General features: G+C 31.6%; 17 protein-coding genes. 8 read left to right on the top strand and 9 right to left on the bottom strand.

What is annotated here, in order from left to right; genetic code table 11:
- Positions 1-325 precede the first annotated feature (325 nt).
- Entirely contained in the window at positions 326-1,039 is a 714-nt protein-coding gene (locus tag Q0975_RS01385; protein ID WP_299432007.1) for a cysteine hydrolase, read from the bottom strand.
- A 613-nt stretch (positions 1,040-1,652) separates the two neighbouring features.
- Between Q0975_RS01385 and Q0975_RS01380 the strand changes: the two genes are divergently transcribed.
- The 3 genes from Q0975_RS01380 to Q0975_RS01370 all read left to right on the top strand — a co-directional run bounded on the left by Q0975_RS01380 (position 1,653) and on the right by Q0975_RS01370 (position 5,490).
- The gene (locus Q0975_RS01380; RefSeq protein ID WP_299432005.1) at positions 1,653-3,581 is read left to right on the top strand and encodes a T9SS type A sorting domain-containing protein; all 1,929 of its coding nucleotides are present in this window, start codon (positions 1,653-1,655) and stop codon (positions 3,579-3,581) included.
- 150 nt (positions 3,582-3,731) lie between these two features.
- Positions 3,732-4,697: a hypothetical protein gene (locus tag Q0975_RS01375; RefSeq protein WP_299432003.1), complete on the top strand. Its 966-nt coding sequence runs from the start codon at positions 3,732-3,734 to the stop codon at positions 4,695-4,697.
- 61 nt (positions 4,698-4,758) lie between these two features.
- Positions 4,759-5,490: a hypothetical protein gene (locus Q0975_RS01370; RefSeq protein ID WP_299432001.1), complete on the top strand. Its 732-nt coding sequence runs from the start codon at positions 4,759-4,761 to the stop codon at positions 5,488-5,490.
- A 64-nt stretch (positions 5,491-5,554) separates the two neighbouring features.
- On the opposite strand, the gene Q0975_RS01365 is transcribed toward Q0975_RS01370, so the two are convergent.
- Positions 5,555-8,320 carry a CHAT domain-containing protein gene (locus Q0975_RS01365; RefSeq protein WP_299431998.1) on the bottom strand — a complete coding sequence of 922 codons (2,766 nt, stop codon included), beginning with the start codon at positions 8,318-8,320 and terminating at the stop codon, positions 5,555-5,557.
- A 56-nt stretch (positions 8,321-8,376) separates the two neighbouring features.
- Positions 8,377-9,753 (bottom strand): S8 family serine peptidase, encoded by a 1,377-nt coding sequence (locus Q0975_RS01360; RefSeq protein ID WP_299431995.1) that lies wholly within the window; start codon positions 9,751-9,753, stop codon positions 8,377-8,379.
- Positions 9,754-10,141: 388 nt separating this feature from the next.
- Here Q0975_RS01360 and Q0975_RS01355 point away from each other — a divergent pair, with 388 nt between their 5' ends.
- The 4 genes from Q0975_RS01355 (at position 10,142) to Q0975_RS01340 (ending at position 13,310) form a co-directional block, all read left to right on the top strand.
- Positions 10,142-10,714, top strand: a complete 573-nt coding sequence (locus tag Q0975_RS01355; RefSeq protein ID WP_299431992.1) for an RNA polymerase sigma factor — start codon at positions 10,142-10,144, stop codon at positions 10,712-10,714.
- Positions 10,711-11,520, top strand: coding sequence for a tetratricopeptide repeat protein (locus Q0975_RS01350; protein WP_299431989.1), 810 nt, complete (start codon positions 10,711-10,713; stop codon positions 11,518-11,520). Before Q0975_RS01355 ends, Q0975_RS01350 begins: the two co-directional genes overlap by 4 nt.
- 310 nt (positions 11,521-11,830) lie before the next feature.
- Complete coding sequence (locus Q0975_RS01345) at positions 11,831-12,052, top strand: hypothetical protein (protein WP_299431986.1); 222 nt, start codon at positions 11,831-11,833, stop codon at positions 12,050-12,052.
- Positions 12,053-12,188: 136 nt separating this feature from the next.
- On the top strand, positions 12,189-13,310 hold the full coding sequence (locus Q0975_RS01340; RefSeq protein ID WP_299431982.1) for a pentapeptide repeat-containing protein: 1,122 nt from the start codon (positions 12,189-12,191) through the stop codon (positions 13,308-13,310).
- 9 nt (positions 13,311-13,319) lie between these two features.
- Here Q0975_RS01340 and Q0975_RS01335 read toward each other — a convergent pair whose 3' ends face one another.
- Both Q0975_RS01335 and Q0975_RS01330 read right to left on the bottom strand, forming a co-directional pair.
- Positions 13,320-13,754: a hypothetical protein gene (locus tag Q0975_RS01335; protein ID WP_299431979.1), complete on the bottom strand. Its 435-nt coding sequence runs from the start codon at positions 13,752-13,754 to the stop codon at positions 13,320-13,322.
- A gap of 2 nt (positions 13,755-13,756) precedes the next feature.
- Entirely contained in the window at positions 13,757-14,461 is a 705-nt protein-coding gene (locus Q0975_RS01330; protein ID WP_299431976.1) for a methyltransferase domain-containing protein, read from the bottom strand.
- 72 nt (positions 14,462-14,533) lie between these two features.
- Between Q0975_RS01330 and Q0975_RS01325 the strand changes: the two genes are divergently transcribed.
- Positions 14,534-15,109: a nitroreductase gene (locus tag Q0975_RS01325; protein ID WP_299431972.1), complete on the top strand. Its 576-nt coding sequence runs from the start codon at positions 14,534-14,536 to the stop codon at positions 15,107-15,109.
- A 54-nt stretch (positions 15,110-15,163) separates the two neighbouring features.
- Here Q0975_RS01325 and Q0975_RS01320 read toward each other — a convergent pair whose 3' ends face one another.
- From Q0975_RS01320 to Q0975_RS01305, 4 genes are read right to left on the bottom strand one after another with little or no spacing between them, the layout of a single operon-like run.
- Positions 15,164-15,529: a hypothetical protein gene (locus tag Q0975_RS01320; RefSeq protein ID WP_299431969.1), complete on the bottom strand. Its 366-nt coding sequence runs from the start codon at positions 15,527-15,529 to the stop codon at positions 15,164-15,166.
- 53 nt (positions 15,530-15,582) lie between these two features.
- A complete protein-coding gene (locus Q0975_RS01315) occupies positions 15,583-16,335 on the bottom strand; it encodes a TIGR03915 family putative DNA repair protein (protein ID WP_366888226.1) in 753 nt (250 codons plus the stop codon).
- Between the two features lie 30 nt (positions 16,336-16,365).
- The gene (locus Q0975_RS01310; RefSeq protein WP_299431966.1) at positions 16,366-17,628 is read right to left on the bottom strand and encodes a putative DNA modification/repair radical SAM protein; all 1,263 of its coding nucleotides are present in this window, start codon (positions 17,626-17,628) and stop codon (positions 16,366-16,368) included.
- On the bottom strand, positions 17,618-17,998 hold the full coding sequence (locus tag Q0975_RS01305; RefSeq protein WP_299431963.1) for a DUF559 domain-containing protein: 381 nt from the start codon (positions 17,996-17,998) through the stop codon (positions 17,618-17,620). Before Q0975_RS01305 ends, Q0975_RS01310 begins: the two co-directional genes overlap by 11 nt.
- Positions 17,999-18,058 lie beyond the last annotated feature (60 nt).

Genomic DNA, 18,058 nt, shown 5'->3' with positions numbered 1-18,058 from the left:
ATATGTAGCTGTATGAATCCATCTTGTATACTTCCTTAACAATTCATTATCCTTTCTCCAAAAAGTTAGACTGTTTATTATTTATAAATAAGATTGATTAGTAATCCAGATACATATGGACATATGGAAGATGCTATTTAGAAAGTTAAGTTTATGTCAAACAATTAAGTCTAGTTTCTCTTTATCATTAGACACTATCAGGGAGATCTCGAAATAAATCAGAAAAACAGAATTAATAACTTTCTAAATAGCCCCTTTTATAGATTAATTATTTATCAATAATTTCTTTTGAAAAAATCGAGTTTAGTACTAATAGTATGTTGTTTTAGTTTAGAAGTTGTTTTAGTTCTTTAGTAGTATATACATGACTTGCGATCATTCTAAAGTTAATTACTGCTGCTTCATATCCATTCAAACCCGGTAGGACAGCTGCTGCAGTAGCATCTTTAACTACGGCTACTCTAAAACCTTGTTCTACTAACTCTCTCATATGAGATTCAGTACATAAGTTTGCCGACATTCCTGCCAAAATAATATTGTCAATACCTCTTTTTCTTAATTGCAGAACTAAATCATTAGTTTCTGGACCATAAACTTTGTGTGGACTTGTTACTACAACATTCTCATTATTAATATACTTTTTGTATTGGTCTAACCAATCTGCGCCCGAATTTTCAAATCCTTTTAGGGAAAGTGTTCCATCTCGTTCAAACATTTTAATTTTATGCATTAATACTTCTAACGCACCCTCTATTTTCCATTTATGATCATATGGAAAGTAATAATGTGGAGATATAAATACCGGAATATTATTTTTCTCTCCTAATTCAAAAAGTGTATCAATATTTGCAACAGTATTGTTGTTCTCTACATTTTTTCCAACTACTCCATATGCAACACCATCTGGGTGTAAAAAATCGTTCTGCGGATCTGTTATTACAATAGCCGTTCTATTGTCGATAGTAAAACCTGGGTCAGGAAGCTGAGCATGCAGTATAGTGCTAAATAAAGTTGTTAATCCCAATAAAATTTGTTTCATAATTTGTGATTTTAGTTAAACAATTTAAAAACAAAGCTATTTTTAATTAATCATAAAAGATGGTACTTTTTTCTATTTAAAATAAACATTTAGCTATCAATATATTATACAGTGCCTTTATACTTGTCAAGTATTTTAGAGAACTAATGCCTGTTTTTTACAGAAGATGCTAAAATGAATAAGACATTATATCTTATTTATATGTAATTTCTTTAATAATGAAATTCTAAATCAAGAATGTTTTTCAAAATAATCTTAATAGGGTAAATTAATATTATATCGAAGTAGATGATTAAGTTCTGATAATCAGTTTTTGTAAGTTGAATAAGAATCTTTACCTCCTAGTTATAGACTAGTTTTTTTAAGTAACAAATATATTTTCAATTGACATTGTCAAAGCTGGAATAAAGCTCCGATAGATCGGGTTTCTTAACGGTAAAAGCGAACTATTTCAAAAAAAATAAAAACTCAGGGTAACATTTGGATATAAACATACTCCCCTTACCAAATAAGCAATTGTTTCAAGGTCTGATCAACCATTATAATTTTTTGTGAAGCAAAAACGCGGAAGCTGAAAAGCGTATGAGTAAGCATTTCTTTTAAAACTAATACAATGAATTTTAAAAATATTTTATTACTATTTTTTACAATAGTATCGGTGAATCTTGGTCTAGGACAGAACCTTGTCCAAAATGGAGATTTTTCTAATTACAATACAAATTGCAATAATTATAGCTCTGCGTTTACCACTAATAATGCTAATTGTGTACCTAGTTGGAATTCATTTTCTGGCAGTCCTTCTTTGCATGGAGTCCCTTCTAATCCGCATGCCTGGATGTGGTCTGGTGCTATACAAACCAATCCAGGGTTTAGAACTCATTATGAAAGTATACAAACTCCGGCAGCATTTGAACAAGGAAAATGTTATACCGTTTCTTTTAAAGTGAAGACGGGTGATCAAGGCATTCAAGATATTAGCGATAATGGAACTATAAATTTAAGAGCTGTTAATTTTCAGAATGGAAATATTCTTAACGAACAAACTGTTTTTTCGAATACTATCGGGACCTATTTAGGTAATAACTGGCATACAGTTACAACTACTTTTACACCGAATACTAATTATTCAAGACTTTTGGTGAATCCTTTATATACAGGGAATGCGAAGCAAGCAGAAATGGCGATTGATGATATTGTAATTGAAGAAAAAAATCTTGTAGTAGATTTTCATTTTGAAGACACAGCAGCAAAAATTAAAGACACTTTTTGTGAAGGAGAAACAATTTTGTTAAACGGAAGTGCTTCTCAAGGGGAACTTAATTATTTTGTTGATGCATGGAGGAGACCTACTGGAAGTATAGGCAGTTTTCAATATGTATCTGGATTAGGATGGACTTCAGGACAAATACAAACAGTTAATCTGACAACACTATTTGCTGGTAACAATGTGAATTTTGAAGCAGGCTATGAATACGAAATCAAAGTAGCTATAGGTAATGGCTGTATAGGATGGTTGCCTCTAACCAAGCGATTTACAGTATTAGCTAATGTAGCGTTGGATTCTAACTTTACAATGAATGCTAGTTGTGCTGGTGATGGAACAATTACGGTACAAGTAACTGCAACAAATTCCAATGCGTATCAATGGTGGGGATTATTTGAGACATCAATATCTACAACAAATGGTGGTACACAAGTTGGGCCTATTCAAGGAGGGACAACAGTAAACTTTACTGGATTAAGTAGAACTAAGAATTACTATATCAAACATGGGGTTTGGAAAGATGCTGATGAAAATTGTTATCCGTGGCAGGAAACTAGAAAAATTGTTCCTAATTCTGTTAGTTGGGCTGGGTATACAACTGATTTCACGATTGGCTTGACCTCTATAGGAAATCAAGTAAGTGTGAATTTACAGGCAAATGCCAATCCTGTTTCTGTATATCATGGATGGGAAGTGTATGATGTAAATCATAATGTAATTAGTGGATTCTGCTGTAATTCTGATGTAGCATCTTTTCAAGGGCTTTGGATAAATACCTGGTATTATGTGAAACACGGAATCTGGAATGATTGTAAGGAATGGCAGGAAACTCGTAGATATTTTAGAGTTCAGATACAAGAAAGTGAGAATAACATAGGTGGCTTTATTTTAGAAACTAAAGAATATCCTTATGAACCAGATAGTAATTACACCAAAGAAATTAATGAGTTGGTTAATTCGGGAGCTATTCACGAAGTATATGAAGAATATGAAAGAGAAACTTCTTTTGACGATAGAGCTACTAGTAAGGAAAAAATTGAAATGTATCCTAATCCAATTCAGATGGGGCAAACCCTTACTATTGCGACATCTTCTAATGATGGAATTCAGAAAATTGAATTAGTTGAATTATCTGGTAAGAGCAGACCTCTTTCTTTTGTGAAACAAAAAGATATGGTTCTTGTAGAAATTGATACTCGAGTTTATAAAGGAATGTATTTCATCAGAATTATAAAAAATTCTGGAGAGGTGATCACTCAACAATTAGCAATACAATAGAAATTTAAACCATAAAAATATTGAAAAAGACCATTTGATGTGTTGTTCTAGGTAATGTGTCAAATGGTTTGATTTAAGAATGAAAATGTAATTAGGATACATATGTATGTATCATAACAAACCAAATTTATAATTTATAAAAATTTAGAAATGAAAAATATTTTAAGAGTAGTAGTATGTAGCTTATTATTGATAGGGTGTACACAGGATGATATATTGATAGAAAATGAAGCCATTGTAACAACGAATGAAACGGAAAAAGCAAGTGAATCCTCTATGCTTAGTTTTGAGTCGGAAGATGAGTTCAAAGAATTTATTGCTCAAAAAATGAAGTTGAAAAACAATCTTCAGGAAGAAGCGAGAACTGCTTTTGAGGAAGAAGGAAGGTTGTCATTATTATTAGTGTATAATAGTTTAGAAAAAGAAGAGGCGGAGCGACTGGGATTAAAAAAGGAGGATGTTGCAGTTGTAGATTCACCAGATAGTATGTTACTTTTTTTGCTAAACGAAAACGGAGAAGTACGTATCAAAAATACTATATATAGAATCGATGGAGATTTTGTGTATAGTTATACACCAGGATTTGGTAAAAATATAAATGAATTTATCACCGCAAATGCCGAAGGTGATGTAAGAGTGGAAGCTGGTGAGACTATTAATTTTGGAAAAAATCTAACTGTGTTTAAACATACGAATGGTAAGAAAAAATTGGCTGCAAAAACAACAACAAGAGAGATTCATGAATTTAATGGAAGAAAGGCACGAATGATTTCTAAGCAATGGTATGGACACTGGGCGTTTTATAGTTCTATTGGGGCTGTTACCAAAACACAAGAATGGTCACAAGTTTTATTTTGGAGTCAATGGAAAGATGTTAAAACAGATAATAGATTAGAGTTTGACATGACCTACACTAAAAAGGAAGCTTTTACTTCTCCTTTAGCTTTTGGTAAAAAAAGTCATAACTATTGTAATTGTTATGAAGCTGTGGATGTACATGATTGGAGTGCCGGTTTTATTCCAGCAGAATTTACGCCAAGAGATGGGGTCTCAAAACATTGGTCGCATTGGTACCCTGCCACTCCTAATACAGTAAGTACTTCCATGTATTACTAATTCGAACGTATCTATTAAACCGAATAAAATATCTTATCAATTAATAATAAAAACAAAAACAATGAAAATAAATCATCTTATTTTAAAAGGAATTCTATTTGTACTTTTTACAAGTTTTATACTTTCTTGTAATAAAGAAGAAATGGCGTCAGATTCTTTAGATTCTATTACTAATAAAAAAACAGAAGAGATAGTATCTATGTATAATGTAGATGCCCGTTTTGCATCATTATATGCTTTGCAATATGCTAAAGCTATTAATCCAGAATTTCTATTTGTACCAGGTTCTTCAAAAACACCTACATTTATAGCGGGAAAAGAGGTTACATCATTTATCGACTTAAATAAATTGCCGATTGAAAGAGAAGAGATGTCATTCATTAAAGAGATCCTTCATAAAGAAGAAAGTCGAGCCATTTTAATACAGGATGTAGAAGATAATGAGAATCGAACAAAAGTAAATGTATTGTATATTCCTTATCCAACTGAAGTTAGTGTACCAGAAAATTATGTGTTTCAAAATGGAGTTATCATTGATGATTGGCAAGCTTCGTATTTACCACCACATCTTTGGGCTTCAATAGGTTTAGATGGCGCAGGGAGTTATTGTAGTTGTACTATTACATTAAGAAATTTCAATACCATCTGTAGTGCTTGTCCTGATCTGTCGACTAATTTATTAACTGTGTTTGATGATTACTTGGAGGGTGAAGATATTGATACGTATGATACTGTTTTAAACACACCTATTTCTATTGAAAAAATTCCAATTGGAGGCAGTATTTTTAATTAATAATAATTAATAATAATAAATAATTTACAGTAAATTTTATTGAAAGGTTAAATGAATATTATGTTCATTTGACCTTTCTGTTTTTCTTCTGAAAATAGTATAAACCTACACCAATCGTTATTAGAAGGAATAAAATAGATATTACATAATATTTAATCGAATTTTGATTAAGTATTATAACATTGTTATCACCGATAAGTATTAAAGAACCCCAATAAAAAGGAGATAACTCACTACCATCGTGGGCGTTTATGTAGTTTAATTTAGCATTTCGTAATGCAGTAGATTTTGTAAGTCCTTGGTCGATGTTTTTATAAAAATCAATCATGAGTTCTTGATTCGCTTTATCATTTACAGACCATAAAGAAGAGACCACACTATTGGTACCAGCATAGAAAAAACCTCTGGCTAGGCTCATAACTCCTTCTCCTTTATTTAGTGTTCCTAAAGATGTTTTACAAGCACTTAGTACGACCATATCCGATTGATTCTTGGTGGCATAAATTTCTTGCAAGGTCAATTTTTGATCTCTAAAAGCAATCCATGGGTTTGTTACATTTCCTACATCTGCGTGTGTAGATAAGTGTATAATACGGTATTGATCAAAACTGCTAATAACACTATCCTTAATACTTTTTTCTTCTAATAACGTATCTCCTAATAGGATATCAGAGATACTAGTTACTTCTTTTTTACTATGTATTAAAGAACTTAACTCTTTGATATCAAATTCTATAGGTGCAACACCTAAAAAACCAAGTTCAGGCTTTCTGTTTCTCTGATTATTTTGTTCCAAATAGGACATAGAATAAGCATATCTTATTTCTGCATCCCTAATTAGATAACTATGATCCTGTTCTGAAGTAATCAATGTTTCGAAAGAAAGATGCTGTAATGCATAATCAGGAAGAATTGTTACATTTTTTCCTTTGATCAGCGAGTAGACGTGTTCTGGAATAAGTTGATTAAAAATACGATACGCCGTTTTGTGGTACGTTATTAACTCTTGTTGATTTGTAAACCAATTGATAATTTGACTGTTATGTAGGCTGATGTCAGTTATTAGCTCTTTTATATTTGGAATTTCGAAAAAGAGTTGTTGATCTTTTGTATGAAGTATTCCGAATCCTTGATCTTCGTTTAAAATATACTGCAGTACCATTTCTTTATCTGATGTGTATTTGGTTGTAAAATCCAAATATGGTAGTACTTCAATTTTTTGTTTATTGATTGCATACTCAGGATACTGGAGACTTAAAGAATCTACAAACACCTGATAATTTCTTTTATGCTGATAGATTTCTTTTTTTGTTTTGAGTAAGGTGTCTTTTGAGACACTGGTAAGCGTATTTAATTTGTTTTCTGACAGATGGATGTTTTGCTTTAAATGGTATTCTCTACTAGCTAATTTTTGTGGTAATTGAGCATTTTCTTTAGCCTGTTCATTTGTGATGTCTTCTAATAAAAGTATCGCCTTATTTTTTTCCATAAAATAGTAAGCGTCTTCAGGATTTTTTAAAAGAAAAGATGCTTCCACTGCTTTCATATATAAGGAAGAAGCTTTTTCTCTCCAATATAGTTTGGATTTATATTCAGAGCTTTCGAAACGTATTATGTCTACCGATTTATCTGCTAACTTAAAGGTTCTGATCGCTTGTTTAAGATGGTCTTGATTTCCATCGTAATGATAATAGTTAATCCAGGCTTTGCCTTTTTGGATTAAGTGATGTAGTAAAAAATATTTTTGTGTGGCTAACTCTAAGTTTTCTTTGTCAATTAAATCATCATGCTTTAATGTGCCATAATCAGAAACAGCATAATTAATTGCTTTTTGATACTCAAATAAACCTTCCGTAAATTTATTTCTGACTATATGTAAGTCACCCAAATTCTCATAAGGGAGTGTGTACTTTGGATCATGTCTAATAGCATCTTCAAAAGATAGTTTGGCATTCTCAAATTGTTCCAGATGTAAAAAAGAAACACCTAGACTATTATGAATTTTTGCTATGGTAATAGAATCTTTGGGATTTGTGAATTCTAAAATTTCAGAGAAAATGGTAATAGCATCTTTATGTTTTCCGGTATTTAACAATCTATTTCCTTCAATATGATATTTTCGAGTTTGATAACCCTCTAGTTTCTGTTTAGTGAAGTTATACTTTTTTAAAATGAACTCTATATTTTGAATATCTGTTTTAATTTCATCGGATTTTTCCTTGTACCCAATTAACGAATAGGCATCGGCTCTTGTAAGATACCCCTGAAGTAATTTTTCTCGATAATTAGTGTCTTTTTTTGTGAGCCTGATCACATGATCAATATTGTCTAATGCCTTATGAAAATCTCCTATTTCTATATATGAATTCCCTAATGCTCTATGTGCAGCTATAGTCTTGGAGTCTATAATAGGTATTTCTGTTAGCTCAGAATAATATTCAATTGCGGAAAAAAGATCGTTATTTTTGTAATGGAAAAATCCTAAATTGTATAAGGTTTTTTTTAAAGATTTCTGATCTAAATCGGGCAATGCTCTTTTTAGAACAGCTGCCTTATTTGTTTTTGAAATAGCGTTTTTAATAAATAACTCATTCGTGTGTTTTCTCGATTCTTTATAATACCACTTTCCATATTCGTGATAACAATCGGCTAATTCCTCCTTGGTAACATTTTTTTTATTTGAATTTAAGAAGGAGTCTAGTTTTTTCTTTTTAAGCTCAAATTCAATCTCTGAAGATAAAATTTCTTTAAATTTCTCAGTGTATTGTGCTTTAATATGTGTCGAAAGACAAAATAAAATACAACAAAAAATAAACGATCTATAATTCATATCATAAAAGTATGAATTATAGATCGTTTATAGATTTAAAAATAAAGGTGAGTTTCTTAATTGCTAACAGGTACTAGTGTATGCGAATTAATTATATTTCTAACGATTACCTTTCCGTTATTGATGAACCCATTGAGGCTATATTCCCTATACCCAGAATCTAAAGTTCTTTGTTTAATGGCTAATGGAGTTCCTGTAGTTTCTCTATGTAATTGAGCCGCTCTGGCCGTAACTTCAGCATTCGCAAAGGATGTACCCTGTACAGAGACTGGTATGGTATCTGAAGAATTTAACGCATCTATTAATTCAAACGTATGTTCGTCAAATGGAGCAAGTGCATCGATGGTAGAGGTTCCGTAATTAGAATCACTTGCCCTTGATAAACCACTTACATAAGGGTCATTGTATGTAGGATACGTAAAATATTCTCCTTTTATATATCCGCCCACTGTTAATATGTTTGCAGAATCATAACCGGAAGGAAAGTGTTCATTTCCTGATATATCTGTATCAATTCCTTGGTTACCCGCAGAAGAGATTAAAAGAAGTCGATCACTTGCAGCTTCAATTATATTTTTAAAAATATCTTGATCGGTAAGTTTATAAAACCCAAAACTTGTATTCACAATAAAAGGATCATTTTTTTTCGCAATATGATTGATACCACACACACTAGCCCAGTATGATCCTCGACCCTCACTGTCAAAAGATTTAACAGCCATAATAGTATATGGGATTTGGTAACGATCTAATTGATTAGTAATGATTTTGGCAACTACAGTCCCGTGTCCATGGTCATCTCTAGGGTCATTATCCCCATTCACAAAATCCCAACCTGATATTTCATCTTCACATGAACTAGAACCACTACTATTATAAAGAAATTGATCTGGAAAAAAATCATAATCTATTCCAGTATCCAAGATTGCAATATTGACAGCATCACCAGTTTGATTTGTTATTGTTTTTTGTTCTAAGGTAGAGGAATAGTTCCCAGATATCCGATCACTTCTAATTTGAAAATAAAAATTTAGATCAGTTTCTACATCACCTTCATCATCATTTCCCTTAGCGTTAGATACTAATTCTTCAATTTTCACAAATTTGGAATTTGCTAAATTTACTGTCCATAATTCAATACCATCATTGTCACAATCACAAGTTTCGATCTGTTCTATATCAATCTGGTGCTTATTCTTATATTCATTACGAATTAAAAATTTCTCTTCTTCAGTAAGTTGACCTTGTTTAAATTGTATAACCATTTGATTTGGTACAATTTCAGGTAATGGTATGCCATTTTCTGAACTCTTTGCACTAGTGATACTGTTTTCTTTTACAAATTCATCCATTAATCCTTCATCTGTGGAACATCCCCATATTCCGATTAATGAAATGCATACGCATGTTACGATTACAATACTTTTTTTCATGATAATTAGTTTGTTTTTAAAATGAGTACGGTTATATTCTATTTTACAGCACTTCATTTTTAGTTGATATTCATACAACCGATTCGAAAATAGTAGAAATGTTACCCAAAAACCTAAAATTTATTTTTCACAGTGTTGTGATTGAGTTGTGAGTTATGTTTTTGTTGTTAAATAACATGTTGATTAATAGCATTATAAGATGGATTTGGAAGACGTAAGAAGAAGAATTTTTTTTTTATTTTGTTTAAAATAAACGTATAGACAAGAGTACTTAACCCATAAAAAAACAGGCTTATTCCCCCTATAAAGTTTCGTGAATTATAGTTATGTTTGTGTTCTTCATATAGAAAGTATTTAAAACAATACGCTATAATTACTTAGAGACTCCATGGCGAATCAGCAGCACGATGATTACTTATTGCAGAGCCTTATTACAGGTGATGATAAAGGTATTAAAGAAATTTACCGGAAGTTATATCCTAAAATTAAGGCTTACATCATTAGTCATGATGGATCAGAAGATGATGCAAAAGATATTATGCAAAAAGCATTATTACAATTATCAGCCAGAGCACAGGACAAAGATTTTAGGATCACTTCTAGTTTTGATGGCTATTTTGTTACCATTTGTAAAAATTTATGGAGACGTGCGGCAAAATTATCAAAATCCAGGGTAACAAATGAAGTAGTAATTGATCTTGTCTATGAAGAGCGAGAAATAGCTTTGGCTGCATATGAACAAGAAAAATGGGAGTTGTTTCAGGAAAAGCTATTAGAAATATCACAGAATTGTAGAGAAGTATTAGCATTTTTTTTTAATAAAGTCTCTTATATTCAGATTGCGGAGAAGTTAGGGTATGCTACAGAAAATACGGTAAGACAACGTATTTTTAAATGTAAATCAAAGTTAAAAGAAGCAATACATTCCGATGCTCGTTATAATGAATTAAAAGAGTTATGAATACAATAGAACAGGACATAGAAAAATACCTAAATGGTGAAATGACCAAGGAGGAAACTACTGTTTTTCTAAAAAAGATTGATGTGGATCCAGATGCAAAAAGAATGTTGGAGCTTTATCAGGAAATGGATACTGTATATGATGAAAAGAATTGGGAGCTAATTGATAGAAACACAAGGTATAAGAAAGTTGAACATTATGAGAGTTTTCTTAAAAGTGATAGTGGGAAAACAGTTTCTGAAGCTATTCTTAAAGCAGAACAATCATATTTTGAAGAGCCACATCCATCAAAAATTAAACAAATCTTTTTATATGCTGGCGCTATAGCTGCGGTTTTTGTGGCGGGTTTATTTTTAGTAAACCAATTCAATAAAAATGTTAATGGTGATCAGTTATATGCTGAATATAAAAATTGGGATGTACTTCCTTCCTTAACTCTTAGAGATGGAGGAGATGATTTGACGAACATAGAAAAATTATTTCGGGATAAAAGGTATGAAGAATCCTTAGCCTTACTTCAGAAGTATGTGTCAGAGAAAGATAAAGAGGTGAATCCTCAGCTCTTATTATATATAGGCGTGACCCAATTAGAATTGAATCAAAATGAAGCGGCAATTGGTTCTTTTACAAAATTACTTAATAGTAACACACTGGATGTGCCTAAAGCGCATTGGTATCTGGCGCTATGTTACTTAAAACTAAATGATCTGGAGAAAGCAAAAAGTGAATTGAATTTACTTGTTAGAAGCAACATAAGTTTTCAGAAGAACAAAGCAAAGGAATTACTAGAAAAGCTAGATGAGTAGTTTTTTGTTTAAAATTCAGTGATAAAAAAAAGTCTATCCAAGTTCTTGTGATACTTGTATCACGTTGATATTATGTTGCTTATTTTCAGTTTATCAGATTCCTAAAAGCAAATAAATTTATTCAGAAATATACCGATGCGTATTACTTTAATAGGCTATATGATGAGATTGTTTTTTGGTTTTATTCCTAAATCGATAAAAGTTGCGTTTTGTCGGAAATCAATGTTTTAATAAAACATCATATTCATTTTTAAGAGGTTAGAGTTCTACTTTCAATATAAGTTTTAGTAACGCACCTAAAATTTGCAGTATGAAAGAAGAGCTAGATATTTCGGATTTAAGACAGATTATTCAAAATCTGATTACGTTTATAGTGGTAGAAGGGAAGGAGTATGTAAATGACGGTAAGAAACGCGAATATGTGGTAAGTTATGTACTTCTTTTAGCAAAAATTTTAAATCAGGTTGATCAGGAAGAACGAGCCTCTTTAATCGAAAACATTTCGGATGATATAACTAACTATATGAAGTAGGGGATAGTTTTTGGACTATATTTTATTATGTTAGATTTGGAAAGCCTTTTTTATTAAAAAGGCTTTCTTTTTTATTTGGTATTAATCCTATAACTTTAATATATTGGAGGTTGAAAACCCCTAATCTTATAATAAAGTGACTGAGCAAGAACGAATTGAGCAGCTAGAGCAAGAAAAACAACAGCTTCAGGATCGATTAGATCAAATAAAAAAAAGAAAAGAAAAGAAAAAGAGTGTTGGATTTTGGTTACTTAGAAAATCCAGTGTTCCTCTTCTTGGAGTAAGGCTTAAAAGTAGTATCAATAATGCTATTACTGAATATAAAAGTACTAAATCAGTTTCTGTGGATACGGTTTCTGATGTTTCTTCCAATATTATTTGGCGGATTACCAGAATTGGTGTTTTTGGGTTGATGGTCACGTTAATACCTTCTTTTATTTTGTTATATCAAACAAAATTGGTCATCAACCAAAATAAATTGGTAGGTAACCAAAATGAGTTGATTGAAGCCGAAAGAAGATCATCTTTAGTTTTTATTATGGATAATCTACTTTCTGATCTTAGTGAAGAACTAAAATATAAAGGATCTAGTGAACGAAGTATTAGTCCTGTTCTAGAAGCGAGAATAGCCAGCTTGTCTAGGGCTATGAAACCCTATAAATATAAGGAAGACGGAAAGCTTATTGAGAAAGAAATAAGTCCAGAGAAAGGACAATTACTATTTAGTTTAATCAGAAGTGATCTTGCAGATCAATCCTATAGAGAGATTCTGGATGCATCCGATTTTAGCTATACTGATTTTAAAGATATATTTTTAGGTAGAGGAGTTAATCTAAAATATATTGATTTAAGTCACTCAAATTTATATGAAGTAAATCTACCTGCTGCTAATTTAGAACGAAGCGAGTTGGTTGAAGCAAATTTGGAAAAAATAAACCTTTCTGACGCTATTTTGAAAAGAGCAAATCTTACAAATGCTAACCTAAGAAATTCTGAGTTGCTAAGCTCTGATCTAACTAATGCGAAATTATTTGGAGCAGATCTTACGGAAGCAGATTTAACAGAAGCTACTTTGTGGGGTGCAAAATTAGAAGATGCAAACCTTACTGATGTTGTATTGGATAACGTTATTGTACATCGTCAAGATTGGATAACGTATGTTGTTGATTCATTGAGCCTAAAGGGGGCTGAGGCTATTCAGGATAAGTATAGAGTTAAGAAACAAGGTAAACAACAATTTATTCTTCTTGTAAAGTAGAAGGTGGATTTATAAGTTGTTTTTAAAAATTAAGTTATGTGTTTTGTTTACTAACCAGTTACCAGCAGGAAAATATAACGCAAAAAATAACGCCATTCCTAAGCTGAAATTCTGTGGGTTGAATAATTGATCAAGAATATTGTCGGGATATACATAAGAGGTTTGCAGCCAATACCCTAAGAACTCTAGTATTCCCATAGCTACCAATCCATAGGCGTATTGATTAAAGAATGTATATTCTTTTAGTAAAATAGAAATTGGAACCATATATAGTATATAGCAAGTAATAACCTGCCACCAATTGGCAAATCTGGCTATTTCCATTTCTGCACCAAATTGATTCATTCCTAATCCCCATAAAAAATAAATTGTGATATATGTGAAAACCAAGGTTTTTGGAGTTTCTTTTAACTTTTTTATACTTTGAGAGAGGATTTCTTTCATGATTACAGATCAATTTTTGTTAGCGTTCTAAACCAAAATTTTTTACCAACAGAATAATTTTTTACGTTGCTTTTATTCAAAATACTTTCTAATTCGTTAACCGTAAAAGCTCTTCTTATGGCAACTAATCCATCTTTTTTTGCAACCTTTGATATTGGCAATATAAAGCTTGAAAATTTAAATAAAAAATAGGCAATCTTGTTTCTTTTTAATTCGCTAAATATAAGGTGCTTAATCCCTTTTTGTTGTGCTTCATTTATAAATTTAACTAATTCATCATCTTTAAAATGATACATAAAATGACTACTTATAATTACATCACATTGAGGTATAATAAATCCAGTGTCTAATATGTTTTCTGTTCTAAATTCTATGTGATCATGTTTCATGTATTGAGAACGTGCATAAGCAATACTTTGCGGATTTCCATCAATTCCTATAAATGATGCTTGAATACTTTTTTTACCTAATTTATTGGAAATTTTATAAATGCTATCACCGCCACCACAACCTAAATCTATTATTTGAAAAGGTTTTGTAGTAGGTTGCGCTCCGCAATATTCCAGAATGCTTTTAGTCAATTGCTTATGATTTCCGAAAAGTTTATTAATTAGTTTTAAGCTAGATAAAGTTTTTAATAATGATGTGCCGGACAAAGACAGATTATCAAGTTGCTCATTGGCATGGAGACGAATACGGAAATTCATAATCTAAAACTTGGTTTTTGTTTTTATTGGTCTCAATATTAATAATAACTTTACATAAAAAAAGTAAAAGGTATGAATAAGGAGTATTTAAATAAAATTATTAGAGAGCGGAGAGCTATTTTTCCTTCTCAATATAATGATAAACCAGTTTCCAAAGAGTTTATTAAGATTTTACTAGAAAATGCAAATTGGGCTCCTAGCCATCGATTGACAGAACCGTGGCGCTTTAAGGTTGTTCAAGGAACAGCAAAAGATCGTCTAGGTGATTTCTTATCAGACACTTATACGGACATTACTTCGAATGAAAGTTTTTCTCCTTTTAAGCATAAAAAAATTAAGAATAAGTGCAAGTCCGCTAGTGCTATTATAGTCATCTGCATGCAGCGTGATATTAAGGAACGCGTTCCTGAATGGGAAGAAATTGCAGCAACCTCTATGGCGGTACAGAATATGTGGCTTACCTGTGCTGCAAATGAAGTAGGATGCTATTGGAGCAGTCCTGCATTGATTAATTATATGAGTGACTTTTTTGAATTTGAAGAAGGAGAAAGGTGTCTAGGCTTTTTATATATAGGAAATTATGATAAAGAAGAGGATGTAACTTCTAAGCGAAAACCTATAGAAGAAAAGATAGAATGGCATGATTAAAAACAAAAAACCATCCGCCTAGGCGGATGGTTTATACATATATACTGTTGTATATTATTGCTTTTTTAATGCATCAGTAGCTTTATTAGCTCCATCTTTTACTGCATCTTTAGCTGCGTCAACTGCATTACCAGCAGCATCTGTAGCCGCATCAACTGCATCACCAGCAGCTTCTGTAGCAGCGTCAACTGCTCCGTCTACAGCTTCTCCAGCTGCAGCTTTTACTGAATCTACTACTTCACCAGCAGCTTCTTTTACTTCTTCTACCGCTTCACCAGCAGCTTCTTTAGCTTCTTCAGCAGCTTCTTTTACTTCTTCCACAGCATCATTAGCAGCATCTTCTGCTTTTTTTGTGTCTCTACATGAGGTTACTGAAACTGCTAACGTTAGAGCAATTGCTCCTAAAAATAATCTTTTCATAATTGATAGATATAGTTAATTGGGTTATTGAACGCCAAATTTAACATTTTATTTTAGATATCGTTTTTTTCTATCAAGTATTTCCAATATCGCTTAGGGATATGCTGTACGTGTAGTTTTGTGTTTTTTCTACTTTTTATATTGACACTGTTAAAATAGGTACACCATAGATTTTGAAAATCTAACTCATTATTAGCATAATCATCTTGGTTTATACCTGTGTTTGATTTTGAAAAGAAATCTAAGGTTACAATATCTGTCTTATAAAGGTTATAATATATTCCATATGCTCGTTTCATATCATATATCAACCATTTTTGATCTGCATATCGATCTTTAAAATGGTGGGTTAGTAAGGGTAGTACATTGAAGTCAGGTTCTATAGTTGCAATAAAAATATCATCTTTAGTTTGCTTAAATCTAACAAAAGCTTCTATTCGATGTTTCTCTCGGCCTACCATTTTAGCTACTTGACTTATTTTGAGAATATCCTTGTTACTATAATCGATATTAGTAGCATTAGGCTTCTTAAATATATTTTTTATATAGGTAAATAATGTGTTTTCTACTCCCTTAATTTCGCTTAAAAAAGCTTTAAAGAGGTTTTTTTGTTGAGATAGCGATATTTTACTTTTAATACCATTCCAAACCCTTTCAGCTTTTACTTTGTCCGTATATATTGTTTCTGAAATGATAAACAACTGATTATTCCTTTCAGATTCTTTTCTAATAGTGGGTGATGTTATTTTTTGTTCATAAGCTGTAAAAATGCAACATAAAAATCCATCAAAACTTCCGTCATATATTAAAATGGTTTGTGGATTCGTACTAAACTTTTATGAGAAAAGACTTAATTGATTGCTGAAATACTTAGCACTTTTACTCTTGGAATTCTTCATAATTAAATTTTTCAACTTTAACGGGGTTCTATCCTGATGAAAAAAGTTATTAGAGTTGCAAGTAATAAAATATTGAGCTCTGTTTAAGGCAATACCGATAGCTTTAAGATGAGTCCAATCTAATTTTCTGAATCTTCTGGCTTGTAGTATTTTCGAAACTGATTGCATGCCGATTCCGGGTATTCTGGCAAGCATACTCTTATCTGCTTTATTAATGTCAATTGGGAACATTTCTAAGTTCCGTAATGCCCAGCTTAATTTAGGATCAATGTCCAGTTCTAGATTTTTATGCTGATCATTTAATAATTCATTCACAGAAAATCCGTAAAATCTTAACAGCCAATCGGTTTGATATAGACGATTTTCTCTAAGAATAGGGACTTCTGTCTTGATAGAGGGCAAACGATCATCTGTTGTAATTGGAATATATCCAGAGTAATAAACCCTTCGCATATTAAATTTTTTGTAATAATATGTTGCCGAATACATAATATCTCTGTCACTTTCTCCTGTAGCTCCAATAATCATCTGAGTACTTTGGCCCGCTGGAGCATATCTTGGTGTGTTCTTTATGATTTTATGTTCACTACGATATTGAATGATCTCATTTTTTACCTTTTTCATTGGTTTAATGAAATCTTCGTGTTTCTTATCAGGAGCTAAAAGTTTTAATCCTGATACTGTTGGGATCTCTATGTTAACACTTAATCGATCTGCATATAATCCCGCTTCTCTCATGAGTTCATCACTTGTGCCTGGAATTGATTTTAAATGAATATAACCATTGAAATTTTCTTCTAGACGAAGTTTTTTCGCAACGGCTATCAATCGTTCCATAGTATAATCAGAATTTTTAAAAATTCCGGAACTTAGAAATAAACCTTCTATATAATTTCTTCTATAAAAATTAATAGTAAGGTCAACTACTTCTTGAATTTTGAAAGCAGCTCTTTTTATATCATTGCTTTTTCTTGTAACGCAGTATGCGCAATCAAAAATACAATGATTGGTAAGTAGAATTTTTAGCAGAGATACGCATCGTCCATCTTCGGTGTAACTATGACATATGCCCATTCCTGTATTATTACCTAGACCTTTTTGTGAGTTTGCTCTTTTTCCTCCACTACTGGAGCAGGATACATCATATTTGGCTGCATCAGCAAGAATTGAAAGCTTTTCACTTATGCGGTCAAACGACATATGAACTTTGGTTTGATAGCTTTATTTGATGTTTTAACGCTCTGAAAATTTCTTCTATATCTACAAGGATTTGATAATCTGTAAAACGCAATACAGTTATGCCTAAAGAATGAATATGTAATTTTTTTGGAGCATCCTGGCTATACACCTCCGAAAATTCGTGAGCATATCCGTCTATCTCAATAGCAATTTTTGTTTTAAGACAATAAAAATCAAAAGTATAATTGTTAACCTTATGATTTCGATGAAAATAAAATCCTTTTTCAGTCAATGCCTTATAAAGTTCTTCTGTAGCAGGAATAGAATTATTCAATGAATATTTAATGATTTTTTCAGATTCCGGTTGATGCAATACGATTTGTGATCTCATAGGATTATGGTTAACTAGTAATTTTTCCAAATTTATGGAAATATTCCATTAAAATAAAAA

Source organism: uncultured Aquimarina sp. (assembly GCF_947500065.1).
Lineage (GTDB): Bacteria > Bacteroidota > Bacteroidia > Flavobacteriales > Flavobacteriaceae > Aquimarina.
This window is presented reverse-complemented; position numbering and strand designations above follow the sequence as displayed.

What these genes read in the sequence shown, in the direction of transcription:
- Q0975_RS01385 (WP_299432007.1), bottom strand. Translation starts at nt 1,039, where the DNA reads ATGAAACAAATTTTATTGGGATTAACAACTTTATTTAGCACTATACTG.
- Q0975_RS01380 (WP_299432005.1), top strand. Translation starts at nt 1,653, where the DNA reads ATGAATTTTAAAAATATTTTATTACTATTTTTTACAATAGTATCGGTG.
- Q0975_RS01375 (WP_299432003.1), top strand. Translation starts at nt 3,732, where the DNA reads ATGAAAAATATTTTAAGAGTAGTAGTATGTAGCTTATTATTGATAGGG.
- Q0975_RS01370 (WP_299432001.1), top strand. Translation starts at nt 4,759, where the DNA reads ATGAAAATAAATCATCTTATTTTAAAAGGAATTCTATTTGTACTTTTT.
- Q0975_RS01365 (WP_299431998.1), bottom strand. Translation starts at nt 8,320, where the DNA reads ATGAATTATAGATCGTTTATTTTTTGTTGTATTTTATTTTGTCTTTCG.
- Q0975_RS01360 (WP_299431995.1), bottom strand. Translation starts at nt 9,753, where the DNA reads ATGAAAAAAAGTATTGTAATCGTAACATGCGTATGCATTTCATTAATC.
- Q0975_RS01355 (WP_299431992.1), top strand. Translation starts at nt 10,142, where the DNA reads ATGGCGAATCAGCAGCACGATGATTACTTATTGCAGAGCCTTATTACA.
- Q0975_RS01350 (WP_299431989.1), top strand. Translation starts at nt 10,711, where the DNA reads ATGAATACAATAGAACAGGACATAGAAAAATACCTAAATGGTGAAATG.
- Q0975_RS01345 (WP_299431986.1), top strand. Translation starts at nt 11,831, where the DNA reads ATGAAAGAAGAGCTAGATATTTCGGATTTAAGACAGATTATTCAAAAT.
- Q0975_RS01335 (WP_299431979.1), bottom strand. Translation starts at nt 13,754, where the DNA reads ATGAAAGAAATCCTCTCTCAAAGTATAAAAAAGTTAAAAGAAACTCCA.
- Q0975_RS01330 (WP_299431976.1), bottom strand. Translation starts at nt 14,461, where the DNA reads ATGAATTTCCGTATTCGTCTCCATGCCAATGAGCAACTTGATAATCTG.
- Q0975_RS01325 (WP_299431972.1), top strand. Translation starts at nt 14,534, where the DNA reads ATGAATAAGGAGTATTTAAATAAAATTATTAGAGAGCGGAGAGCTATT.
- Q0975_RS01320 (WP_299431969.1), bottom strand. Translation starts at nt 15,529, where the DNA reads ATGAAAAGATTATTTTTAGGAGCAATTGCTCTAACGTTAGCAGTTTCA.
- Q0975_RS01310 (WP_299431966.1), bottom strand. Translation starts at nt 17,628, where the DNA reads ATGTCGTTTGACCGCATAAGTGAAAAGCTTTCAATTCTTGCTGATGCA.
- Q0975_RS01305 (WP_299431963.1), bottom strand. Translation starts at nt 17,998, where the DNA reads ATGAGATCACAAATCGTATTGCATCAACCGGAATCTGAAAAAATCATT.